The sequence below is a fragment of the Glutamicibacter sp. FR1 genome (assembly GCF_047300825.1).
Lineage (GTDB): Bacteria > Actinomycetota > Actinomycetes > Actinomycetales > Micrococcaceae > Glutamicibacter > Glutamicibacter nicotianae.
In genome coordinates, this window is record NZ_CP178602.1 from 1,743,592 (window position 1) to 1,765,264 (window position 21,673).

At 60.4% G+C, this 21,673-nt stretch carries 19 protein-coding genes; 6 read left to right on the plus strand and 13 right to left on the minus strand.

Annotated features, from left to right (window positions below):
- The first annotated feature begins 48 nt into the window (after positions 1-48).
- From ACLQ8T_RS08475 to ACLQ8T_RS08485, 3 genes are all read left to right on the plus strand, one after another.
- Positions 49-843 (plus strand): c-type cytochrome, encoded by a 795-nt coding sequence (locus ACLQ8T_RS08475; RefSeq protein WP_038991075.1) that lies wholly within the window; start codon positions 49-51, stop codon positions 841-843.
- Positions 844-913: 70 nt separating this feature from the next.
- Positions 914-1,963 (plus strand): ubiquinol-cytochrome c reductase iron-sulfur subunit, encoded by a 1,050-nt coding sequence (locus ACLQ8T_RS08480; protein WP_038991076.1) that lies wholly within the window; start codon positions 914-916, stop codon positions 1,961-1,963.
- 2 nt (positions 1,964-1,965) lie between these two features.
- Entirely contained in the window at positions 1,966-3,633 is a 1,668-nt protein-coding gene (locus ACLQ8T_RS08485) for a cytochrome b (RefSeq protein ID WP_038991077.1), read from the plus strand.
- Positions 3,634-4,373: 740 nt separating this feature from the next.
- On the opposite strand, the gene ACLQ8T_RS08490 is transcribed toward ACLQ8T_RS08485, so the two are convergent.
- From ACLQ8T_RS08490 to ACLQ8T_RS08515, 6 genes are all read right to left on the minus strand, one after another.
- Positions 4,374-5,156, minus strand: a complete 783-nt coding sequence (locus ACLQ8T_RS08490) for a GntR family transcriptional regulator (RefSeq protein WP_204722133.1) — start codon at positions 5,154-5,156, stop codon at positions 4,374-4,376.
- 113 nt (positions 5,157-5,269) lie between these two features.
- Positions 5,270-5,671 (minus strand): cytochrome c oxidase subunit 4, encoded by a 402-nt coding sequence (locus ACLQ8T_RS08495; protein ID WP_413454400.1) that lies wholly within the window; start codon positions 5,669-5,671, stop codon positions 5,270-5,272.
- A gap of 2 nt (positions 5,672-5,673) precedes the next feature.
- Positions 5,674-7,392 (minus strand): cytochrome c oxidase subunit I, encoded by a 1,719-nt coding sequence (gene ctaD / locus ACLQ8T_RS08500; RefSeq protein WP_413454401.1) that lies wholly within the window; start codon positions 7,390-7,392, stop codon positions 5,674-5,676.
- A gap of 2 nt (positions 7,393-7,394) precedes the next feature.
- Positions 7,395-8,318, minus strand: coding sequence for a cytochrome c oxidase subunit II (gene coxB, locus ACLQ8T_RS08505; RefSeq protein ID WP_413454402.1), 924 nt, complete (start codon positions 8,316-8,318; stop codon positions 7,395-7,397).
- A gap of 172 nt (positions 8,319-8,490) precedes the next feature.
- Positions 8,491-8,865, minus strand: coding sequence for a HesB/IscA family protein (locus tag ACLQ8T_RS08510; protein WP_038991082.1), 375 nt, complete (start codon positions 8,863-8,865; stop codon positions 8,491-8,493).
- Positions 8,866-8,998: 133 nt separating this feature from the next.
- A complete protein-coding gene (locus tag ACLQ8T_RS08515; RefSeq protein WP_413454403.1) occupies positions 8,999-10,408 on the minus strand; it encodes a M20/M25/M40 family metallo-hydrolase in 1,410 nt (469 codons plus the stop codon).
- A 69-nt stretch (positions 10,409-10,477) separates the two neighbouring features.
- On the opposite strand from ACLQ8T_RS08515, the gene ACLQ8T_RS08520 reads away from it, so the two are divergent.
- Positions 10,478-11,071, plus strand: a complete 594-nt coding sequence (locus ACLQ8T_RS08520) for a DUF3043 domain-containing protein (protein ID WP_038991084.1) — start codon at positions 10,478-10,480, stop codon at positions 11,069-11,071.
- A 405-nt stretch (positions 11,072-11,476) separates the two neighbouring features.
- Here the strand turns inward: ACLQ8T_RS08520 and ACLQ8T_RS08525 are convergent, their stop codons facing one another.
- Positions 11,477-12,541 carry a quinone-dependent dihydroorotate dehydrogenase gene (locus ACLQ8T_RS08525; protein WP_204722143.1) on the minus strand — a complete coding sequence of 355 codons (1,065 nt, stop codon included), beginning with the start codon at positions 12,539-12,541 and terminating at the stop codon, positions 11,477-11,479.
- A 60-nt stretch (positions 12,542-12,601) separates the two neighbouring features.
- Between ACLQ8T_RS08525 and ACLQ8T_RS08530 the strand changes: the two genes are divergently transcribed.
- A complete protein-coding gene (locus tag ACLQ8T_RS08530) occupies positions 12,602-13,639 on the plus strand; it encodes an alpha/beta hydrolase (protein ID WP_204722145.1) in 1,038 nt (345 codons plus the stop codon).
- A 5-nt stretch (positions 13,640-13,644) separates the two neighbouring features.
- On the opposite strand, the gene ACLQ8T_RS08535 is transcribed toward ACLQ8T_RS08530, so the two are convergent.
- The 3 genes from ACLQ8T_RS08535 to leuA all read right to left on the minus strand — a co-directional run bounded on the left by ACLQ8T_RS08535 (position 13,645) and on the right by leuA (position 17,187).
- On the minus strand, positions 13,645-14,451 hold the full coding sequence (locus tag ACLQ8T_RS08535; RefSeq protein WP_073706233.1) for an isoprenyl transferase: 807 nt from the start codon (positions 14,449-14,451) through the stop codon (positions 13,645-13,647).
- Positions 14,448-15,197 carry a DNA repair protein RecO gene (gene recO, locus ACLQ8T_RS08540; protein ID WP_413454404.1) on the minus strand — a complete coding sequence of 250 codons (750 nt, stop codon included), beginning with the start codon at positions 15,195-15,197 and terminating at the stop codon, positions 14,448-14,450. The genes ACLQ8T_RS08535 and recO overlap by 4 nt, the downstream gene beginning before the upstream one ends.
- A 247-nt stretch (positions 15,198-15,444) precedes the next feature.
- Positions 15,445-17,187 (minus strand): 2-isopropylmalate synthase, encoded by a 1,743-nt coding sequence (gene leuA, locus ACLQ8T_RS08545; protein WP_204722151.1) that lies wholly within the window; start codon positions 17,185-17,187, stop codon positions 15,445-15,447.
- Between the two features lie 298 nt (positions 17,188-17,485).
- Between leuA and ACLQ8T_RS08550 the strand changes: the two genes are divergently transcribed.
- Positions 17,486-18,658, plus strand: coding sequence for an FAD-dependent monooxygenase (locus tag ACLQ8T_RS08550; protein WP_413454405.1), 1,173 nt, complete (start codon positions 17,486-17,488; stop codon positions 18,656-18,658).
- Positions 18,659-18,700: 42 nt separating this feature from the next.
- On the opposite strand, the gene ACLQ8T_RS08555 is transcribed toward ACLQ8T_RS08550, so the two are convergent.
- The 3 genes from ACLQ8T_RS08555 to ACLQ8T_RS08565 all read right to left on the minus strand — a co-directional run bounded on the left by ACLQ8T_RS08555 (position 18,701) and on the right by ACLQ8T_RS08565 (position 21,670).
- Positions 18,701-19,306, minus strand: coding sequence for a hypothetical protein (locus tag ACLQ8T_RS08555; RefSeq protein ID WP_413454406.1), 606 nt, complete (start codon positions 19,304-19,306; stop codon positions 18,701-18,703).
- 122 nt (positions 19,307-19,428) lie between these two features.
- A complete protein-coding gene (gene era, locus ACLQ8T_RS08560; protein WP_204722157.1) occupies positions 19,429-20,391 on the minus strand; it encodes a GTPase Era in 963 nt (320 codons plus the stop codon).
- On the minus strand, positions 20,384-21,670 hold the full coding sequence (locus ACLQ8T_RS08565) for a CBS domain-containing protein (protein WP_204722159.1): 1,287 nt from the start codon (positions 21,668-21,670) through the stop codon (positions 20,384-20,386). Before ACLQ8T_RS08565 ends, era begins: the two co-directional genes overlap by 8 nt.
- Between the last annotated feature and the right edge of the window lie 3 nt (positions 21,671-21,673).

Here is a 21,673-nt window from a genome sequence, read left to right on the forward strand (position 1 = left end):
AGAAGTACGGCAACACCACACCAAAGAAACTAAGTGAGGAACCAGCAAGTGAAGGCTCTTTCGAAAAAGCGCCGCCACCCGCTCGCCGCTGTGGCCCTGCTTCTGTTCGGATTGCTGATTACCGGCAGTCTCTACACTGCAGCCGGTAACATCAGCGAAGCGAAGGCAGCTGAGACCACTACTGCATCGCAGGCCGATGTAGAAGAAGGTCAGAAGCTTTTCATCGCCAACTGCGCTACTTGCCACGGCATGAATGCCCAAGGCTCCGATTCCGGTCCATCGCTGATTGGCGTTGGCGCGGCATCCGTGGACTTCCAGGTCGGCACCGGCCGCATGCCGATGCAGATGCAGGGACCACAGGCCCAGGTCAAGCCGGTGCAGTTCGACGACGAGCAGATCTCCCAGCTGGCAGCATACGTTGCAAGCCTGGGTGCAGGCCCAGCGATCCCTGATGAGGAATACTTGGATACCACCCAGGGCGACGCCGCCCTCGGTGGCACCCTCTTCCGTGTGAACTGCGCGATGTGCCACAACGCGGCTGCTGCCGGTGGTGCGCTGACCCGCGGCAAGTTCGCGCCAACCCTGACCGGTGTATCCGAAAAGCACATCTACGAAGCGATGGCTACCGGCCCGCAGAACATGCCAGTGTTCAACGACTCGAACATCACCCCAGAAGAGAAGCGTGATGTCATCACCTTCCTGAAGACCATTGAAGCCAATGGTTCCGCTGGCGGTGCAGCCCTGGGCTCCCTGGGTCCAGTTGCTGAAGGCCTGTTCACCTGGACCGCAGGTCTGGGTATCATCATTGCCTTCACCATTTGGTTGACCTCGCGTCCTTCCTAAGGCAAACCACGGCCACGGCCGTAACCATCACTACGTACATAAATTCCTAACAGAAGGATGAGAGAGAAACATGGGCGACCATAGTCACGGCAGTCCCGAAAACTCGGGCACCGTTGCTAAGGCTGACGATGTAGCTCCGGATCGTTTCCCAGATCCGGGCCTACCACCGCATCGTCCGCGTCTCGCAGACCGCGATCCGCGCGCAGCCAAGCGACATGAGCGTCAAGTAGCGCTCCTATTTACCATCTCCATCATCGGCACGCTCTTCTTCTTCGTGGCCTACTTCGTCCTGGGCCGCCTAGGTGAGATGACCTTCGCTGAACTGCGTGTGCAGAATGCTGCACTGGGACTGGGCACCGCCTTCGCGATGCTTGGTATCGGTGTGGGTATTGTCCACTGGGCCAAGACCCTGATGCCGGATCACGAGCTCATGGAAATGCGCCACGAGATCCGCTCGGAAGAAGATCGCCAGGATGCCGTCGAGATCATCGATACCGTTATCGAGGAATCCGGCATCAAGCGTCGTCCGCTGATCCGCAATACCCTGATCGGCGCCATTGCCTTGGCTCCAATCCCGGCAATCTTCATGTTCCGCGACCTGGATCGCACCGGAAACACCGCGAGCCAGATGATCGATTCCCTGCGCCACACCATGTGGGACAAGGGCGTCCGTCTGACCCGCGACCCATCCGGTACCCCGATCAAGGCTTCAGACGTGCAGATCGGTTCTGCTTTCCACGTGATCCCAGAAGGCCTGAACGAGGCCGAGCACCCGCTGAACGAAAAGGCCAAGGCCGTCGTTCTGCTGATGCGCATGGATCCAGCGGAAATGCAGATCTCCGAGGGGCGTGAAACCTGGAACGTCGACGGCATCGTCGCGTACTCCAAGATTTGCACCCACGTTGGTTGCCCGATTGCTCTGTACGAGCAGCACACCCACCACTTGCTGTGCCCATGCCACCAGTCGACCTTTGACCTGACGCAGGAATGCAAGGTCATCTTCGGCCCGGCTGGCCACGCACTGCCGCAGCTGCCAATCACCGTGGACTCCGAGGGCTACCTGGTCGCCCAGAGTGACTTCCACGAGCCAGTTGGCCCATCGTACTGGGAGCGTGGTTAATCATGGCTACTAACGAGTACCAAGCATCGACCGCTACCGGTCGCATCGCGAACTTCGTGGACTCCCGCGTAGGCGCGTCGGGCATCGTCAAGGAATTCGGTCGCAAGATCTTCCCTGACCACTGGTCGTTCATGTTCGGTGAAGTGGCGATGTACACCTTCGTGCTGCTGCTGCTCTCCGGCACCTTCCTGACCTTCTTCTTCGATCCGTCGATGGCGCACGTCATCTACAACGGTTCGTATGTACCGATGAAGGGCATCGGCATGTCGACGGCTATGGCCTCGACCATGGAGATCTCCTTCGACGTGCGCGGCGGCCTGTTCATGCGCCAGGTGCACCACTGGTCGGCACTGCTGTTTGTTGCTTCCCTCTCCGTGCACATGCTGCGCGTATTCTTCACCGGCGCATTCCGTCGCCCACGTGAACTGAACTGGGTTGTTGGCGGCGTGCTGCTGATCATGGGTCTGGCTGCCGGTTTCACCGGCTACTCCCTGCCGGATGACCTGCTGTCCGGTAACGGCCTGCGCATTATCGATGGCGTCATGAAGGCTCTGCCAATCGTGGGCACCTACCTGTCGATGTTCTTCTTCGGCGGAGAGTTCCCAGGCGATACGGTGATCCCGCGTCTGTACTCGCTGCACATCATGATCGTTCCTGCGATCATCATCCTGCTGATTGTGATCCACCTGTTCATGGTTGTGACTCATAAGCACACCCAGTACCCAGGCCCAGGCCGCACCAACGACAACGTTGTTGGCTTCCCTGTTGGCCCGGTCTACGCAGCGAAGGCCGGTGGATTCTTCTTCATCGTCTTCGGCATCGTGGCATTGATTGCTGGCCTGTTCCAGATCAACCCGGTATGGAACTACGGACCTTACGACCCATCCCCTGTTTCGGCTGGTACCCAGCCGGACTGGTACATCGGCTTCGTTGATGGCGCTCTGCGCCTGATGCCTGGTGTGCTTGGCAACTTCAGCTTCGAATGGATCATTCCATTCCCATGGGGCGACAACACCCTGGTGCTGTCCGTCCTGCTGCCAGCATTGGTTCCTGCCGGCGCACTGTTCGCAGTGATGTTCGCCTGGCCATGGATCGAACGCTGGGTCACCAAGGATGACCGCGAGCACCACCTGCTCGACCGTCCACGCAACGCTCCATTCCGTACGGCAATGGGCGCGGCAGGCGTAGTGTTCTACTGCGTCATGTGGGCTGCTGCCTCCTCCGACTTGATCGCGACCCACTTCCATGTGTCGCTGAACGATGTCACCTACTGGCTGCGTACGCTGTTCTTCCTGGGCCCAATCCTGGCCTTCTGGCTGACTCGCCGTATCTGCCTGTCGCTGCAGCGCAAGGATCGCGAGATCGTCCTGCACGGCCGCGAAGCCGGCATCATCCAGATGTCGCCTGAGGGTGGCTTCTCGGAGAAGCACGAGGAAATTGATGTCTACAAGCGTTACCTGCTGACCAACTACGTTGATCGCCAGTACATCCCGGCTCAGCCTGATGCAGCAGGACACGTCTCCGGTTCGGAGAAGCGTCGTGCGGCACTGTCGAAGTTCTTCTTCGAAGACCGCGTCGCCCCGGTAACCCCATCGGAGTTGGAAGCTGCTCATGCAGCCCACGGCCACCATGAGGTCGAAGGCGACAAGCAGGACTCGATCACTAAGTAATAGCGACTCGAGTTAGTCACAAAGGAAAGGGACACACCGCAAGGTGTGTCCCTCCCTTCGTTAACCCATCTTTCCTGCGGCCTTGTGTGCACCAGAGCTCTAGCCAATGCCGCGAACATGATCTCGGGGCCATCCACGGATCTCCCAGTCGATTAGAAGGGCTTCTGGCGCTGTGCCAGCATGCGACGCGGGGGCCAGCATGGGCTTGCTCCCCCGCCAGGCTCGCAAAAGGCGTTGGGTTACCGGGTGTGGCCAAGAACCTGCTGCGATGGTTGATTCAACCTGTGCGCGTAGGCTCCCTTGCTCTTCACCCGCGAGGAAGCGGAATGCCGTCTGCAGATGAATCTGGGAGGCCACCAGCCAGCCGCAATTCCGGATCGGAGCCGCTCACAACTGTGGCTGCCCGAGGTGGTTGCTGCCCAGACAATTGTCCAGCTCCAGGAAGCGATCTAGGACTATTCCCTTCAGCAGCCAACTTGCTGCGTCCCTCTCCTGACACACTTTCAAGTGATCAAGGCCGGCACCGGCGTTGGAATAGTTGATCAGGACCTAGAGATGGCGTTTTGGAGGTTGGTCTGTTGCCGTGGATGACGGTCGCCGCCGTGCTTGCACGGATAGGTCAGTGTGCAGTGGTGCTGCTGACCGTCAACGTGCAGTTCTGTTGGCCATCAGTGGGCATTATTCATTGCCGCTGTTGGGCAGAAACCAATTTCCTTGACACCCGAGTCGCAAGCCTAACCTCAGAACGTGTCCGTGTAGCGTGGCGTGCGAGTACCGACTCGCTGCAGTGGAACGAACAGCTTGTAGCGGTCCGACCGGTAGAGCGAGACAGAGTAGTCGGCCAGCCGATCGCCGATGTAGGCGTAGCGCGTGATCTGCAGGAGCGGGAAGCCGGGGTCTACGCCTAAGAGCACCGCTTGCCTCTTGCTGGCTGCAGTGCTTTCCACTTGATCCTCGCCCCATTCAAGCAAGATGCCGTAGCGCTCGTGCAAGGCTTGATATAGCTTTGACGGCGGCTCGCCGTCCACGAAACCCGGCACGAGATCAGCGGGCATATAGTTCTCGTCCAGGCTCATGGGAATGCCATCGGCGAGCAGCAGGCGCTTGAACTGGACGACTGCTGTGCCCTCCTCCATCATCAGCTGCGCCGCAAGGCTGGCGTTGGCCTTGATCTCCGCGAATTCGAGTACGTGGGCATCGGGAACCATGCCGCGGCGCATCATGTCCTCGGAGTAGGAGTGCAGGCGGACACGGAGATCCAGTTTCTCGGGCACAACGAAGGTCCCAATTCCGACTACCCGCTTGAGCACCTGTTCATCGACCAGCGCGTCGATGGCTTGCCGGATGGTTTTGCGAGCCACGCCGAAGTGCTCAGCCAGCACGCGTTCGGGTGGCAGCTTGTAGCCAGGTTTGCAGGCTTCGCGCGCATGGGTCTTGAGAATCTCGCGGATCTGCCGGTACTTGCTTTGCTTGCTCTGCGGATCAAGGTGCGCCTGAACGTGTGGCTGCGGTGCGTGGCGCATGCTGCTTCTCCTCGAACTGGATATCCCGAAGGCCAATTGCCTTCGAAGAACTGTTATTAAAAGACTAACGGGGTGGCAAGCAAAAGTGCTTGCCACCCCGTCAGGGTTGCTGCTTAGTGAGCGTGATCGCCACGGCTGTATTCGTAAACCCAGCCGGTCACACCAACGACGGCCAAGCCGGCGCCGATGAAGAAGACCCACCAGCCGACAGCCAGGCCAAGGAAGCCAACAGCTGCCGCGGATGCCAGCACCAATGGCCACCAGCTCCATGGGGAGAACATTCCGATATCGCCGGCGTTCTCGTGGATTTCGCCATCCACACGGTCCTCCGGGCGGTTGCCAACGCGCTTAGCGGTGAACAGCAAGTAGCCGCCTACCATTGCCGAGAGTCCAACCAGCATGATCAAGGACAGCAATCCGACCCATTCTTCCCAGTTGGTCATGTAACCGTAGACAATTGCTACCGGGGTGAAGAAGAAGATGCCACCCAGGAAAATCCAGGATTCAACTTTCATCGTTATACGTCCTTCTGGTCAGCCGAGCCGAAGATCTTCGCAACCGGAGTTTCGGGGGTAACCCGTCCGCTCAGTTCCGGGTGGTGCAGATCCAGTGCTGGACGCTCCGAACGGATGCGAGGGATGGAGTGGAAGTTGTGACGTGGTGGAGGGCAAGAGGTTGCCCACTCCAGCGATGCGCCGAAGCCCCATGGATCGTCAACTTCAACCATCTTGGCGTTTCGGTGGGTTACCCACACGTTCCAGAAGAATGGAATCATCGATGCACCCAGGATGAATGCGAAGACGGTCGATACCTGGTTCATGGTTGTGAAGCCATCTTCAGGCAAGTAGTCGGCGTAGCGACGTGGCATGCCCATGACGCCCAGCCAGTGCTGGATCAGGAAAGTGCCGTGGAAGCCGATGAACAGCAACCAGAAGTGGATCTTGCCAAGGCGCTCGTTGAGCATCTTGCCGGTCCACTTTGGCCACCAGAAGTAGAAGCCAGCGAACATCGCGAACACGACGGTACCGAAGACCACGTAGTGGAAGTGGGCCACAACGAAGTAGGTATCCGATACGTGGAAGTCCAGGGACGGAGCCGCCAGGATGATGCCGGTCAGGCCGCCGAACAGGAAGGTGATCATGAAGCCCATGCTCCAGAGCATGGGGGTTTCGAAGGTGATCGAGCCGCGCCACAGGGTACCGATCCAGTTGAAGAACTTCACACCGGTTGGAACTGCGATCAGCATGGTCATGAAGCCGAAGAATGGCAGCATAACCGCGCCGGTGACGTACATGTGGTGTGCCCACACGGAAACCGACAGGGCGGCAATTGCGATGGTCGCGAAGACCAGGCCCTTGTAGCCGAAGATCGGCTTGCGGGAGAACACTGGGAAGATCTCAGAGACGATGCCGAAGAACGGCAAGGCAATGATGTATACCTCAGGGTGGCCGAAGAACCAGAACAGGTTCTGCCAGAGTACGGCACCGCCATTGTCCGGATCGAAGATGTGAGCGCCGAAGCGGCGGTCTGCACCCAGTGCGAACAGGGCAGCTGCCAGCGGCGGGAAGGCCATCAGGACCAGCAACGAGGTGATCAGGGTGTTCCACGAGAAGATCGACATGCGCCACATGGTCATGCCAGGCGCGCGCAGGCAGATGATGGTGGTGATGAAGTTGACGGCGCCAAGGATGGTACCGAAGCCCGACAGTGCAAGGCCGAAGACCCAGAGGTCGCCGCCGATGCCTGGCGAGAAGGTGGTGTTCGACAGCGGTGCGTACGCGAACCAACCGAAGCTCGCTGCACCCTGAGGGGTGAGGTAGCCGGCCAGGGCGATAATCGAGCCCAGCGAGAAGAACCAGAATGCCAAGGCGTTCAGACGTGGGAAGGCCACATCCGGCGAGCCGATCTGCAGAGGCATCATGACGTTGGCGAAACCAGCGAACAGCGGGGTTGCGAACATCAGGAGCATGACGGTGCCGTGCATGGTGAACAGCTGGTTGTACTGTTCCTTGGTCTGCAGGATCTGCATGCCTGGTTCGAACAGCTCTGCACGAATCAGCAGCGCCATCAGGCCGCCGATGCAGAACAGGATGAACGAGCTGATCAGGTACATGTACCCGATCTTCTTGTGGTCGGTCGAAGTGATGTAGTCGACGAACAGACGACCCTTAGACTTCGGCACTACGGCTGGGGCAATCGACTTTACGTCGTCAGTCGCATATTCAAACGTTGTCATGATTACTCTCCTTCCCCGCGCTCTACTACTACGCCGTTTACAGCATTTGGCTGACGGTCGTATTCTTCACCAATGTGGCCATCTTCCATCTTCGCCAGCTGAGCCTTGAACTCGGACTCGCTGACAACCTCGACCTTGAAGAGCATCTCCGAGTGGTACTCGCCGCAAAGCTCGGCGCACTTGCCGTCGTAGGTGCCTTCAACCTGCGGAGTCAGGTAGATGTAGTTGGTCCTGCCTGGGATCATGTCCAGCTTCTGCAAGAAGGCTGGGACCCAGAAGGAGTGGATGACATCGCGGCTATTGAGCTCAAGGGTTACCGACTTGCCTGCTGGCAGGTACAAGGTTGGCAGTTCTTCGCGAACGCCTTCCGAGCCATCGGTGTTCAAGTGAGCCTGTTCGCCGGCAAAGTACTTCTCGGTGCCCTGGTAGCTGTAGTTGAAGTCCCAGGCCCATTGCTTGGCTCGGACGTCCACTACAACCTCAGAATCAACAGGAGCGTTGATCTGCTTTACCAGGTTGTTGTTGAAGCTAAAGAAGACTACAACAAGGACCAAAGGAATGGCCGTGTAGAAGATCTCCAATGGCAGGTTGTAGCTCAGCTGACGCGGGTAACCCGTATCGTTCTTGCGGCGACGGTAGGCAATGACGCACCAGAGCATCAATCCCCAGGTCAATACGCCGATGACAATAACAGCGATCCACGAGTTAACCCAGAAATCCTGGATTGCCCCGGTGTGGTTGGTGGTATCGCGCTCCACGTTTGGGAGCCAACCGCGTTTTGCCTCCGCTGTACATCCCGTCAACAGCAATGCGCCAGTGCCGACTAAAGCCAGTACTTTGGCTTTAGCGGACCCGCGACTGCCGGTTCGGTCTTGCGAACTCACAGACGGCCCTTCCTCTTTGTTGGTGCAGAATGTGGTCTTCATAAGTCACCTCGTGGTTTAAACGAGTTGCACGGTGAGGTGGCTCACGAAGGGAAACATAGTTTTACTACTTAGTGTAGAGCTTACCCTCTTTGGGGTCAGAATGCCGAAAAACGCCGCTGTACTAACGAGAAATTTCTTCAACGTTTGAACAGCGGCGTTAGTTCCCTACGGCCTAGTGGAAGGAATCTCCACACGCGCAGGAGCCGGATGCGGCGGGGTTGTCGATGGTGAAGCCCTGCTTCGAGATGGTGTCCTCGAAATCAATGGATGCGCCAGCAAGATAAGGCACGCTCATCTTGTCGACGATGACTTCAACGCCGTCGAAGTCGCGCACAGCGTCGCCTTCGAGCATGCGCTCATCGAAATAAAGCTGGTAGATCAGGCCCGAGCAGCCTCCTGGCTGCACTGCGATGCGGAGACGAAGATCATCCCGACCTTCCTGCTCCAGAAGCGAGCGAACCTTGGCCGCTGCCACGTCGGAAATTTCTACCTCGTGGGTTGGAACCTCGGTTGGGTCGCCCTTGGTCTGGTCAACAGATGCAGTCATGATTTTCCTCCCATACTGCTCGATGCGGTACCAAGCCCCAGATTTGTTCTGGAGCTGGCACCTCTGTTCTTGCTTCTATCCTACGTCGCTACGCTGAAGATTTCTCCCCTTGCGTCTCTCCGTATGACACGCTTCATAGTCCCTCGGCGTTGATCCTTGCCAGCATCAGTGCTTCAGCCTCAATGGCGTGCTGGAAGTCGCCCAGGTGCAGCGACTCGTTGGCTGAATGCGCGCGCGAATCAGGATCCTCGACGCCAGTGACGAGAATCTGGGCCTGCGGGAAGACTTCCAGCAAATCTGCAATGAATGGAATTGATCCACCCAGCCCCATATTCACTGGTACAACACCCCAAGCTTGTTCCAGTGCCCAGCGCGCAGTGTCATTAGCTGAAGCATCCAAATCGGCCTTGTAGGCGTTGCCCGCTTCCGTAGCCACAAATTCAACTTCGGCGCCACGCAGGTCAATGCTCTTGACATGTGATTCAAGGGCCTTGAGCGCATCGGCCGGGTCCTGCCCTGGCGCCAGCCGCATCGATACCTTGAGGCGAGTTGCCGGCAGCAAGGTATTCGATGAGTGGTCAACGCTTGGGATATCCATTCCAATCACGCTCAGTGCTGGTTTATTCCATAAGCGGTCGGTGATTTTCCCGGATCCAGCGAGCTGGAAGGAATCCAGTACGCCGGAATCCTTGCGGAACTCGGCTTCATCGAACTCGACTTCGGCAGCGTCGTTGGCGACCAATCCCGCAACGGCCACGGAGCCATCGTCATTGTGGAAACTGGAAATCAGCTTGGCAGCCAGGATGGGGCCATCGAGAACTGGGCCGCCGAACATGCCAGAATGGACCGCATGGTTCAGCGAGCGGACGGTTATCTCTGCCGCGCACATGCCGCGCAATGAACTGGTCAGCGCCGGAGTTCCAACTGACCAGTTGGACGAGTCGGCAACGACGATAACGTCTGCCGCCAGCTTTTCCTGATGCGCTTCCAAGAAGTTGCGGAAGGATGGGGAGCCTGCTTCTTCTTCGCCTTCGAAGAAGTAGGTTACGCCAACGCCGAAGTCGCTGACGAGATCCAGCACGGCGCGCATCGCAGCGATGTGCACCATGATGCCCGCCTTGTCGTCGGCGGCGCCGCGTCCGAACAGCCGGTCCCCTACCCTCGTGGCTTCGAAGACCGGGGTATTCCAGTCTGCCTCGTTGCCTGGGGGCTGGACGTCGTGGTGCGCGTAGAGCAGCACGGTCGGCTTCCCGGGGGCCGCCTTGCGCTGCGCGACAACGGCAGGTGCGCCCATAGCGCCATTCTGCGCTGGTTCGCGCAGGATTTCCACGGTCTCCATGCCAGCCGACTTCGCCAATTCGGCAGCGGCAGCAGCTGATTTTTCCAGGTTCTGCGGGTCGAAGGATTCCCATGCGATGCTTGGGATCGCGACCAGGGAGGTGAGCTCTTCGAGGATCTTCTCGAAGTTCGTTTCGATGTGGCTCTTGAGCGCGGCAATATCGACACCGTTAGCAGCGGCGTCCAAGGAAGTATTTTCGGTCATGTCTTCAGCCTAGCAATTCCACGGGTATCGAATGTCACGCCGTTGTCGAATCCCGGCTAAGATGGAGGGGTGTTTGGACGTAAGAAGGATGAACCTCAATCCCCCGTAAATGTGGAGCCTGCTCAGCAGGCCCCGGAATCCACCGACGGCCGCAAGACCGGTCCAACGCCCAAGCGCAGTGCGCAGCAGGCGAACCGGCAACGCCCGTTGGTTCCTACTGATCGCAAGGCCGCGAAAGAGGCTGAACGTCAACGACGCATCGAAGCCCAGAACCGTTTACGCTTGGCGAACGAAACTGGCGATGAACGCTACCTGATGCCGCGCGATAAGGGCGAGCAGAAGCGCTACACCCGGAATTTCATTGACTCCCGCTGGATGTTCGGCGAGTTCATGATGTTCATCATCCTGGCCTTCTTGGTCATCTCGCTGGTATTCCAGAGCAATCTGCAGGTCCAGATGTTCGTGCAGCTGGCCCTGTGGGTCGTGATCGCATTGATCATCGTCGAGGCCATCGTGACTTCCATAATCTTGAAGAAGCGCTTGACTGCCAAGTTCGGCCACATGGAGAAGGGCGTACGCATGTACGCTGCGATGCGCGGCATGCAGTTCCGCAAATTGCGCCTGCCGAAGCCGCAGGTCAAGCGCGGCGAAATTATCGACTAGTCGATCCAGCTAGACCACTGAGGGGCAAGCTCGCATGAGCTTGCCCCTTTTCTAATCGAATTCCTCCATGTGGTACAGGGTTATAACTTTGTGAACGTGAATACAAGAAGAATGGAGATCTTCATCTACCGGGCAGTTCCAGCAGGAAATTTTCCATACAGCCTTGTATCTGGAGGTGAGTCTCGTGCTTGTGGACGCGGATACAAGGATTCCTGGAGCCTGTCGCTCTAAATTGCCAGCTTCTCCCCTGCCTCCCTGGCTCTGGATTCACCACGTGCTCGAGATAGCACACGAGGTCATTGTCGGGCCAGCTTCGCAGTAGCTGAACGAGCTTAAAGCTGTACGGCCCCGATTGTGAAAATCGAGGCCGTACCAGAGTGATGATGGGCTTGCACGACCAACGCTCTAGAGCATGCGCTCCAGATCCTTGTTGATGGAACGTGCCCAGAACGGACCCTCGTAGAGGAATGCCGTGTAGCCCTGCACCAAGTCCGCGCCCGCGTCCAGGCGTTCCTTCACATCCGTGGCATTTTCCACGCCGCCGACGGAAATCAACGCCATTTCGGCAGGAACGAATGAACGCAGCTGGCGAAGAACCTCAAGCGATCGCTGCTTGAGCGGAGCCCCTGATAGTCCGCCGGCACCAATTTCTTCAACTTTGGCGGCATCGCTATTCAAGTTCTCACGACCGATAGTCGTGTTGGTGGCAATGATGCCATCGAGTTCAAGTTCGATGGCCAAGCGCGCGACATCGGCAACGTCCTCATCGCTCAAGTCGGGAGCGATCTTAACCAGCAGCGGGATGTGCCGGCCTGCAACCTTGTCAGCCAGCTGGCCAACTTCCGAAAGCAGCGGGCGAAGAGAATCGACGCTCTGCAGCAGGCGAAGTCCTGGGGTGTTCGGGCTTGAAACGTTCACCACCAGGTAATCCGCGTGGATCGCCAGCTGGCGAGTGGACGACAGGTAATCCGCGACCGCATCCTCCAACTCCACGACCTTGGTCTTGCCGATATTCACGCCAATCACCGGACGGGTTCCAGCGTAATCAGACTTGAGCTCCTGGCGGGCACCGGCGACGCGGGCAGCCACGCGCTCGGCACCTTCATTGTTGAAGCCCATGCGGTTGATAACCGCGCGGTCGTCAACCAGACGGAAAAGCCTTGGTTGCGGATTGCCGGGCTGGGCCTGTCCGGTAACCGTTCCGATTTCAACATGGCCGAAACCTATGTCGCTCAACGCCAAGATGCCGGTGGCTCCCTTGTCGAAACCGGCAGCCAATCCAAATGGCGATGGGAAGTCGATACCCATGACGGTGCGATTCAGTTTGGGTGCCGGGGCGAAGAATTTGCGTGCTGCCTTGGTGAGCCCTGCACGTTGCGCAATCTTGATCGCGTTGAAGGCAAAATGGTGAGCCTGTTCAGGATCCATCTTGGTGAAGACGTGCTTGAAGACCAGTGGGTATATGCGCATAGACCCATTTTCCCGCGAAGAGGCCGAAACAGACAACTTGAGGTGGGTAGTATTCAAGATATGAAGCACTTCGTCGTCCCAGAAAGCAGCAACTGGCCCGACTTCATGTCTTCCACCTGCCCGGGGCAATGGGTTGAAGATCCGCTGGGGCCCGATTTCGAGCACCAAACCCTGGATTTCGGAACCGATGCCGAAGGCCCGGCGGTGGCAACGCTGATTCGGTACCGCCCGGCAGGATTCCGGCAACGTCTCGGGCGCAAGGCGCAGGGAATCGTGCTGAGCGTGCACGGCTGGAGCGACTATTTCTACAACCGTGAACTGGCTGCTTTCTGGCATCATCACGGATACCACTTCTACGCACTGGATCTGCGCAGGCATGGTCGCAGCTTGAGAGCAGAACATGCCTTGCCCGGATACGTTGACGACTTGGCGGACTTCGACGAAGAGCTTGAAGCGACTTTGGAACTGCTGCGCAAGGAGCATCCGGGCCTGCCAGTAGTGGCCCAAGGGCACTCGACCGGCGGACTGATTCATAGCTTATGGATTGCCCGCCGGCAACCAGAGATCAAGGCTCTGGTGCTGAATGCTCCATGGCTCGAATTCCAGGGAACAGCCTTCTTGCGCATTCCCATTCATGGCCTGATGGAAGCGATCACCCGCACGAATCCGCGCCGGAAGCTCAGCGGGCCAGAATTCGACCATTACTGGCAATCACTGAGTACCGACAGCCACGGCCAGTGGGATGTTCATCGACTGTGGCGGCCAAGAGTCGCTTTTCCGAATACCGCGGGATGGCTGAAAACGATCTTCGATGGCCATGCACTAGTAGCCAAAGGGCTGAAACTCCAGCAGCCGATCTTCGTGCTCACCTCGGACCGGACCCACATCGGCACGACCTACTCCCCCGATATGCAGCATTGCGATTCGGTACTGGACGTTCAGCAGACTCGCCTGCGGGCGATGAAGCTGGGCAGTTTCGTCACCCTGTCCGAAATTCCCGGAGCAATGCACGATGTGTTCACCTCCGCTGAACCGGCCAGAGCCGCGGCGTATCGCGACTTGAGCCTTTGGCTGCGGATGGTGGGCACAGCGCGCTGAACGTCCTACCCCTGGGGCTTGTCGACGGCTCCGCCGTAGCGGCGATCGCGCTTTGCGTATTCTTCCACTGCGGCATACAGCGTCCGCCGGTCGACATCCGGCCACAACTGGTCCAGGAAGACCATCTCCGCGTAGGCCGACTGCCACAGCAGGAAGTTGCTGGTGCGCTGCTCGCCACTGGTCCGCAGGAAGAGATCCACATCTGGGAGTTCTGGCGCATGCAGGTACTTGGCAATGGTCTTTTCGCCAACGGAACTGGCGCGAAGCTTGCCGGCAGCGACATCTTGGGCAATTTGGCTGACTGCGTCGCCAAGTTCTGCCCGACCGCCATAGTTCACACACATGGTCAGCTGGCATCCCAAGTTGTCCTTGGTCAGCTCTTCGGCTTCTTTGAGCTCGTTGATCACTGACTTCCAGAGCTTGGGCTCCCGGCCCGACCAGCGAATGCGCACGCCCCAAGAATTCAACGTATCGCGTTGGCGGCGCAGGACATCACGCGAAAAGCCCATCAGGAAGCGGACTTCCTCTGGGCTGCGCTTCCAGTTTTCCGTGGAGAACGCATAGACCGAAACATATTTGACACCCAACTCCACGGCGCCTGCCATCACATCGAGCAGCGCGGCTTCGCCTGCACGATGCCCCTCGGTACGCGGCAGTCCGCGCTGGTTGGCCCACCGCCCATTGCCGTCCATGACAATCGCCACGTGCTCAGGGATGAGCTCCTGGGGAATGGCCGGCACCTGTGGATTCTCCGGATGCGCAAAGGGAGCAACGGGGCCTCGGCGACCGGTGATCTTTGGAAGCTTCTTCAATTTCTCTCCACAAGACGTAGGGAATTCACTGCACGCTCTAGGTGCCATTGCAAGTAATTGGCCACGATATCTGCTGCCTGCTTGCGCGCACGGGGTCCTGCCTGTGCCACGGTGAACCAGTCCCCCTCCAATAGGGCCTGCAGATATTCGATGGTGATGGGGTGCGGGGATAATGACCCGGAAGGGCGGCATTCGGGGCAAACCACGCCGCCAAGCTGGACGTGCAGTGCTTGATGCGGGCCAGGCTTGCCGCAGCGCACGCAATTGGTGAATGACGGTGCCCAACCAGCGACCGACAGCGCCCGCAGAATATAGGAATCGAGCACGGCCCCGGAATCAACCCTCTGCTTGGAGAGCAGCGCGATCGCACCGTGGAAGAGCTTATATTGCTGGAGCGTTGAATCGCTGTCCGTCTCGAGCAGCCTTTCGGCGATCTCCGACATGGCGTTGGCCACCGTATAGCTCGGGTAATCCATGACCAGCAGCTGGCCGTAGGGGTTGCGCAGCTGGGCCTGCGAGACGATATCGAGGTTCCGGCCCATCACCAGCAGAGCATTGACCTCCATGAAAGGTTCCAGCGTTGCGCCCATCCTCGACGAGGTCCGGCGTACGCCCTTGGCCACGGCACGGACAATTCCGTTGGGGGTCAGCAGCGTGATGATCCGGTCGGCTTCACCTAGCTTATGGGTGCGCAAGACCAGACCACGGGTGTGGTAGCTCTTGGAAGCGAAACCTGATCTGGACACAGACAGTATTCTCCCACTTCAACTGCCAAAGTTCTGAATCGCTTGAATACCAGGAGTTCCGATTCGCCGGCGGACATGGCAGTTGCACGAGCAAACCGGCATCTACCGGGCCCGAATCCAAAGGGTTCGAGGCACACCTCGACTTGAACCGGGCAGAAAGGCCGAGAACGCCGTGCAGGACTAAACGCCACGGCCAGCTGAGTGGGCTGGCCGTGGCGTTTTGCTGACGGCAGGTTCTGCCGGCTGCCTACTTGCTGTCGCGGATTGCGCGGTTGACCGCAGAGACCACGGCCTTCAGCGCCGCGATGTTGGTATTGGTGTCCAGGCCGATGCCCCAGAGGATGCGGTCGCCCACGGCGCATTCGACGAAGGCCGCGGCGCGGGCGTTGCCGCCTTCGCTCATGGCATGTTCGGAGTAGTCCAGCACACGCAGATCCACGCCATCGTCGTTGAGCAGCTTGACCAGTGCGGAGACCGGACCGTTGCCCTGGGCGCTGCGCTCATGGGCCACGCCGTCGATGATCAGCTTGGTATCCAGGCGGAAGCTGCCATCCTCTGCCGAAGCCGCGGTGGCTGAAGCGATCTGGTAGTAGCCCCACGAGTTCATTCCCGAATCCTCGCTGACCGGCAGGTACTCGTCCTGGAAGACATCCCAGATATGCTGCGAGGAGATCTCGCCGCCCTCGGTATCCGTCTTGCGCTGGATGACGCCGGAGAACTCGATCTGCGCGCGGCGCGGCAGATCCAGATTGTAGTCGTTCTTCAGCAAGTAGGCCACGCCGCCCTTGCCGGATTGCGAATTGACCCGGATCACTGCTTCGTAGGAGCGGCCGATATCCTTCGGATCGACCGGCAGGTACGGAACAGCCCAGACCAGGTCATTGATGTCCTTGCCTTCAGCCGAAGCCTTGGCTTCCATCGCTTCCAGGCCCTTCTTGATCGCATCCTGGTGGGAGCCGGAGAAGGCGGTGAAGACCAGGTCGCCGCCATATGGGCTGCGCTCGGGCACTGGCAGCTGGTTGCAGTACTCGACGGTGCGGCGGATGTGGTCCATGTCCGAGAAGTCGATTTGCGGGTCGACGCCCTGGCCGAACATGTTCATGCCCAGGGTCACCAGGTCGACGTTGCCGGTGCGTTCGCCGTTGCCGAACAGGCAGCCTTCGATGCGGTCCGCGCCGGCCAGGTAGCCCAGCTCTGCGGCTGCGACGCCGGTGCCGCGGTCATTGTGCGGGTGCAGCGAGAGGATGATCGAATCACGGTTGGCCAGATTGCGGTGCATCCACTCGATCGAGTCAGCGTACACGTTCGGGGTTGCCATTTCCACGGTGGCCGGCAGGTTCAGGATCATCTTGTTCTCCGGGCTGGCTTCCAGCACCTCGGCGACGGCCTCGGAGATGCGCTTGGCGAATTCCAGTTCGGTGCCGGTGTAGGACTCCGGCGAGTATTCGTAGGTGATCTTGGTGCCGGTCAGCTGCTCTTCGTACTTCTTGCACAGCCGTGCGCCCTGGACGGCGATGTCCACGATGCCGTCCTCATCTTGGCGGAACACGACTTCGCGTTGCAGGATCGAGGTGGAGTTGTACAGGTGCACGATAGCCTGCTTGGCGCCTTCCAGGGCTTCGTAGGTGCGCTCGATCAGGTGTTCGCGCGACTGGGTGAGCACCTGGATGGTGACGTCCTCGGGAATGCGGTTCTGCTCGATGAGCTGGCGCACGAAGTCGAAGTCGGTCTGCGACGCCGATGGGAAGCCGACCTCGATTTCCTTGAAGCCCATCTGGACCAGCAGGTCGAACATCTTGTGCTTGCGCTCGGGGCTCATCGGGTCGATCAGCGCCTGGTTGCCGTCGCGCAGGTCGACCGCGCACCAGCGCGGGGCCTTGGTGATGTACTTGTCGGGCCAGGTGCGATCGGGCAGATTGACCTCGATCTGGTCCTGGAATGGAACATACTTGTGGATTGGCATGTTCGAAGATTTCTGCATGTTCTGCATTTCTGTGGGTCCCCTAGACAAAAATAGTGCTTACTTTGTGGGGCCAGACAAGAGCTACTCCGCGACGAGGGGTCGGCCTGTAGACCACTAGCGGTCCTTTGGATCCTCGCAGCGGCTGAGTAGTAGTAGAAGGTCGAAATGCACGAGATGAGCATAGCACCGCGCTTCTCAGGCAGGTGAAACTTATTTCGCATGCGTGTCACATATTGGACATCCCGGTGGCGAACAGCGGTGGACATGAAGGCAGCGCAGGCGAAGAATGGGCACCATCACGCCACAGCCCGCAGGAGGTCCAGCAATGAAGGCGATCATCATCGGCGCGGGCATCGCCGGGCTCGTCGCGGCCCGGCAGCTCGGGCTTGCCGGCTGGAATGTGCTGGTGCTCGAGCGGTCGGCTGCCCCGCGCCCCGACGGGTACATGATGGACTTCTTCGGCCCGGGCATCGAAGCCTCCGAGCGCATCGGGCTGTACCCCTATCTGGCCCAGGCCGCCCACCGAGTGCAGGCAGCACAGTATGTAGACCGGCGGGGCAAGCCGACAGCGTCGCTGGACTACTCGAAGTTCTCCGATCTTGCCGGCGGCAAGGTGCTCACCTTGCTGCGTCCGGACATGGAAGCCGCCGCACGAGAAGCGCTGAAAGAGGTCGACGCCTCGCGCTTGGACCTGCGCTACGGGGTTGATATCGATCGGCTGGAAGTCCGTGGCCAACAGGTCCACGTGGGCATCAAGGGGCAGAGCCAGCCAGAGGTTGGTGATCTGCTGGTCGGCGCCGACGGGATCCATTCCGCAGTACGGGCCAGGTTCTTCGGGCCGGAAACCGAAGTCCTGCGCCCCCTGGGGATGAGGGCGGCGGCCTTCATCGTCCGGGATCCGGAGCTGAACCGGCAATACAAGAACCGCTTCGTGCTGACCGATACGGTTGACCGCACCGCGGGCATCTATGGGCTGCGCAGCGACGAGGTCGCATCATTCCTGGTCTACCGCCATGAACACGGGGCGCCGCTCGGGTCGGCCCGCGATCGGCTGCGCAGTATTTTCGCAGGCTGCGGTGCGCAGGTGGACCGGTTGCTGATGCAATGCCCGGAAGATCCGTATGACGATGCCGTCGCGCAGGTGGTGATGGATTCCTGGCATGCCGGCCCGGTGGTGCTGATCGGCGATGCAGCCGCCGCGGTGTCGCTGCTCGCCGGGCAGGGCGGGGCGATGGCTGTCTGCGCGGCCGCGGCCTTGGGCGATGCCGTGGGCGGCGTCACCGATCCCGGGCAGCTGAAGCCGGCCCTCGCCCGATACGAGCAGGCGATGCGGCCCAAGATCGCCACCGCCCAGGCTTCAGGGCGCCGTGCGGCCAACAGCTTCCTCCCGCGCAACCAGCTGGGACTGTGGATACGGCGAATCATTGTGAACTCCACGCATCTTCCGGGCATGGACCGGCTGGTGGCCCGCCAGATCGTCAAGCGCCTGGCCAAGTAGCGTGCTGCTGCTTCGGGACGCAGCCAGCGGCGGCGTGGCATCTCAGTCGCGCCGCCACCGGTTCCGGCCGGTGACGGCCAGCCAAGCACCTGCGCAGATCATCACCAGGCCCGCCACCAGCATTACCAGTTCTCCCCCACCGGCGCCCCCGTCGCGGTCGCCGAGCGCTGCAGCTCCGAGCCCGCCGGCACCGAACAAGGCCACCCCGACACCGGCAAGACGGAGCATGAAGGGCGAGCGTCCGTGAGCGAAAAACAACAGCGGCACGGCGGCCAACAGCAGCGAGCCGGTGCCCACGGCGATCTTGAACACGCCCTGGCCGGTGTCCTCGTCGGCCGTGAGCAGGCAATAGGCGGCGAGTCCTCCGAGGACGATCGTGGGAAGCAGGATCAACATGGTCACCGCCTGGATCGCTGCGATTGCCCGCTGCGCCGCGGTTAGCCGAGGCGAAATATCCAGCCCCCGCTTTCGCCGCCGTGTCGTGCGGATCTCGACGACGATGCAGAAGGCCGGCCAGGCCACGAGCAGCAGCAACCCGCACACGGCAAGAACCCCAGCAAGGAACGGCCAGGGATTCGCGAGCGCCGCCCCGACGGCAAGCAGCAGTGCCCCGGCGACCAGGACGGAGAACAGTCGAGTGGTGGCCATGCAGGTACGCTTTTCCGTTCATTTGCAGGTTGGCGGGCGGCTCATGCCGCTGGGACAAGCATCGCCCCGGGCGGCCTCGGTTAGAGGCCTCCCGGGGCGATATATCGCTTGGCGGAAAACGGCTAGAAGCCGAGGCGTCCGAGCTGCTTCGGATCGCGCTGCCAATCCTTGGCGACCTTCACATGCAGGTCAAGGTAGACCTTCGTGCCCAGCAGCTTCTCGATGCCGCGACGGGCATTGGTTCCTACCTCGCGCAGCCGCGAACCGCCGCGGCCGATGATGATGGCCTTCTGGCTGGAGCGCTCGACGAACAGCGAAACGTGGATGTCGATCAGCGGGTTGCTCTCGCTGCGGCCCTCGCGCGGAACCATTTCCTCGACGACCACTGCCAGCGAGTGCGGCAATTCGTCGCGCACGCCTTCCAACGCGGCTTCGCGGATCAGCTCGGCAACCATCTTGGCTTCCGGCTCGTCGGTCAGCTCGCCGTCCGGGTACAGCGGCGGGCCTACCGGCAGGTGCTCGACCAGCACATTGGCAACCTCTTCGACCTGGAATTCCTTGACCGCGGACACGGGCACGATCGCGGCGAAGCCCTGCTCGCCGAAGTTCTGGGTGCCCATCTCGGCAACGGCGATCAGCTGCTGCGCGAGCTGCTCGCGGTCCACCAGGTCGGCCTTGGTGACCAGGGCGATGATCGGCTTTCGCTGCAGCTGCGCCAGCTGCGTGGCGATGTAGCGGTCGCCCGGGCCGATCTTCTCGTTGGCCGGGATGCAGAAGCCGATCGCGTCCACCTCGGAGAGGGTCTCGGCGACCAGGTCGTTCAGCCGCTGGCCGAGCAGGGTGCGCGGACGGTGCAGGCCGGGGGTGTCGACCAGGATCAGCTGCGCATCCTCGCGGTGCACGATGCCACGGATGGTGTGGCGGGTCGTCTGCGGCTTGGCGGAGGTGATGGCCACCTTCTGGCCCACCAGCGCATTGGTCAGCGTGGACTTGCCGGCGTTCGGGCGGCCCACGAAGGAGGTGAAGCCGGAGCGGAAGCCCTCGGGCCATCCGCTGGCGGCGAGCAGGTTCTGGTTCTCACTCATCTGAGGAATCCTCGTCGTTCTCAATATGGTCGGATGCGTCTGCTTCCAGGCGCTCTACATGGATTTTGCCGATGCGGTTGCGGCGGCCAGCAAGGGCCACCACGGTCAGGCGCAGGCCGTGCACATCAGCGGTGGAACCGAGTACCGGCACGGATTCCAAGGCCTTAGAGAGCAGGCCGCCGACGGTATCGACGTCCTCTTCCTCGATGTGCATGCCGAAGTGGTCGGCCACATCGTCAATGGATGCGGCTGCCACGGCGAAGATCGAACCGTCGGGGTTCTCGATCAGTTCCGCCCGGGAACGATCATACTCGTCGTCGATCTCGCCCACGATTTCCTCCAGCAGGTCCTCCAGGGTCACCAGGCCCGCGGTGCCGCCGTATTCGTCGATGACCACTGCCAGGTGGATTGACTCCTGCTGCAGTTCCTGCATCAGCTCTGCCGCGGACTTCGATTCGGGAACGAAGCGGACCTTGCGCGCCAGGTCGGCCAGGGACTGCGCCTGCTGCAGGCCGTGGATTTCGCGGATCAGGTCCTTGAGGTAGATGATCCCCTGGATGTCATCGGTATCCTCGCCGATCAGCGGGATGCGGGAGAAGCCCGAGGCGATGAACAGGTCCATGGCGCTGTGGAATGAATGGTCAGCATCCAGCACCACCATGTCGGTGCGCGGCACCATCACGGAGCGGACGCTGGTCTCCTCCAGGTCGATCACCGAGGAGATCAGTTCGGCCGATTCCTCGTCCAGGTCCTCGCCTTCGGAGGCGCGATCCACCAGATCGCGCAGGCGTTCCTTGCCCAGATAGCCCTCGCCATCCGCCCCGCCGGGGCTCAGCGCCTTGGCAATGGATGCCAGCCAGTTGGTGACCGGCCCCAGGACCAGGCGCAGGAAGCGGACCAGGGTGGCGGTGGACTGCACGACCTTCTGCGCGTTGGACCGCCCGTAGCGCCGCGGGGACACGCTGACCAGGACGAAACCCAGGGCGGCCATGGCAATTGTGGAGATCATGCCGATCAGCCACACATTCTCGATCCACTGGGAAACGAGCAGGGCCACGGCGACCGCCGAAGCGGTCTCGAACCAGATGCGCCAGAACTTCACCGCCTGGGCGTGGCTTTGCGCCTCATCCAGGATCGCGGAGAGCGACTTGGAATTGGATTCGGCGCGCAGGCGTTCGGCCGCGTGCCGGGATAACGCGTAGAAGGCCGAGTCGACAGCGGTCAGCACGGCCGAGAAGGCCATGAAAACCAGGGCCAGGACCAGCAAGATGATTTCCACCGG

What these genes read in the sequence shown, in the direction of transcription:
- coxB (WP_413454402.1), bottom strand. Translation starts at nt 8,318, where the DNA reads ATGAAGACCACATTCTGCACCAACAAAGAGGAAGGGCCGTCTGTGAGT.
- ACLQ8T_RS08515 (WP_413454403.1), bottom strand. Translation starts at nt 10,408, where the DNA reads ATGACCGAAAATACTTCCTTGGACGCCGCTGCTAACGGTGTCGATATT.
- ctaD (WP_413454401.1), bottom strand. Translation starts at nt 7,392, where the DNA reads ATGACAACGTTTGAATATGCGACTGACGACGTAAAGTCGATTGCCCCA.
- ACLQ8T_RS08495 (WP_413454400.1), bottom strand. Translation starts at nt 5,671, where the DNA reads ATGAAAGTTGAATCCTGGATTTTCCTGGGTGGCATCTTCTTCTTCACC.
- ACLQ8T_RS08480 (WP_038991076.1), top strand. Translation starts at nt 914, where the DNA reads ATGGGCGACCATAGTCACGGCAGTCCCGAAAACTCGGGCACCGTTGCT.
- ACLQ8T_RS08490 (WP_204722133.1), bottom strand. Translation starts at nt 5,156, where the DNA reads ATGCGCCACGCACCGCAGCCACACGTTCAGGCGCACCTTGATCCGCAG.
- ACLQ8T_RS08510 (WP_038991082.1), bottom strand. Translation starts at nt 8,865, where the DNA reads ATGACTGCATCTGTTGACCAGACCAAGGGCGACCCAACCGAGGTTCCA.
- ACLQ8T_RS08525 (WP_204722143.1), bottom strand. Translation starts at nt 12,541, where the DNA reads ATGCGCATATACCCACTGGTCTTCAAGCACGTCTTCACCAAGATGGAT.
- ACLQ8T_RS08555 (WP_413454406.1), bottom strand. Translation starts at nt 19,306, where the DNA reads ATGGCCACCACTCGACTGTTCTCCGTCCTGGTCGCCGGGGCACTGCTG.
- ACLQ8T_RS08530 (WP_204722145.1), top strand. Translation starts at nt 12,602, where the DNA reads ATGAAGCACTTCGTCGTCCCAGAAAGCAGCAACTGGCCCGACTTCATG.
- era (WP_204722157.1), bottom strand. Translation starts at nt 20,391, where the DNA reads ATGAGTGAGAACCAGAACCTGCTCGCCGCCAGCGGATGGCCCGAGGGC.
- ACLQ8T_RS08485 (WP_038991077.1), top strand. Translation starts at nt 1,966, where the DNA reads ATGGCTACTAACGAGTACCAAGCATCGACCGCTACCGGTCGCATCGCG.
- leuA (WP_204722151.1), bottom strand. Translation starts at nt 17,187, where the DNA reads ATGCAGAACATGCAGAAATCTTCGAACATGCCAATCCACAAGTATGTT.
- ACLQ8T_RS08550 (WP_413454405.1), top strand. Translation starts at nt 17,486, where the DNA reads ATGAAGGCGATCATCATCGGCGCGGGCATCGCCGGGCTCGTCGCGGCC.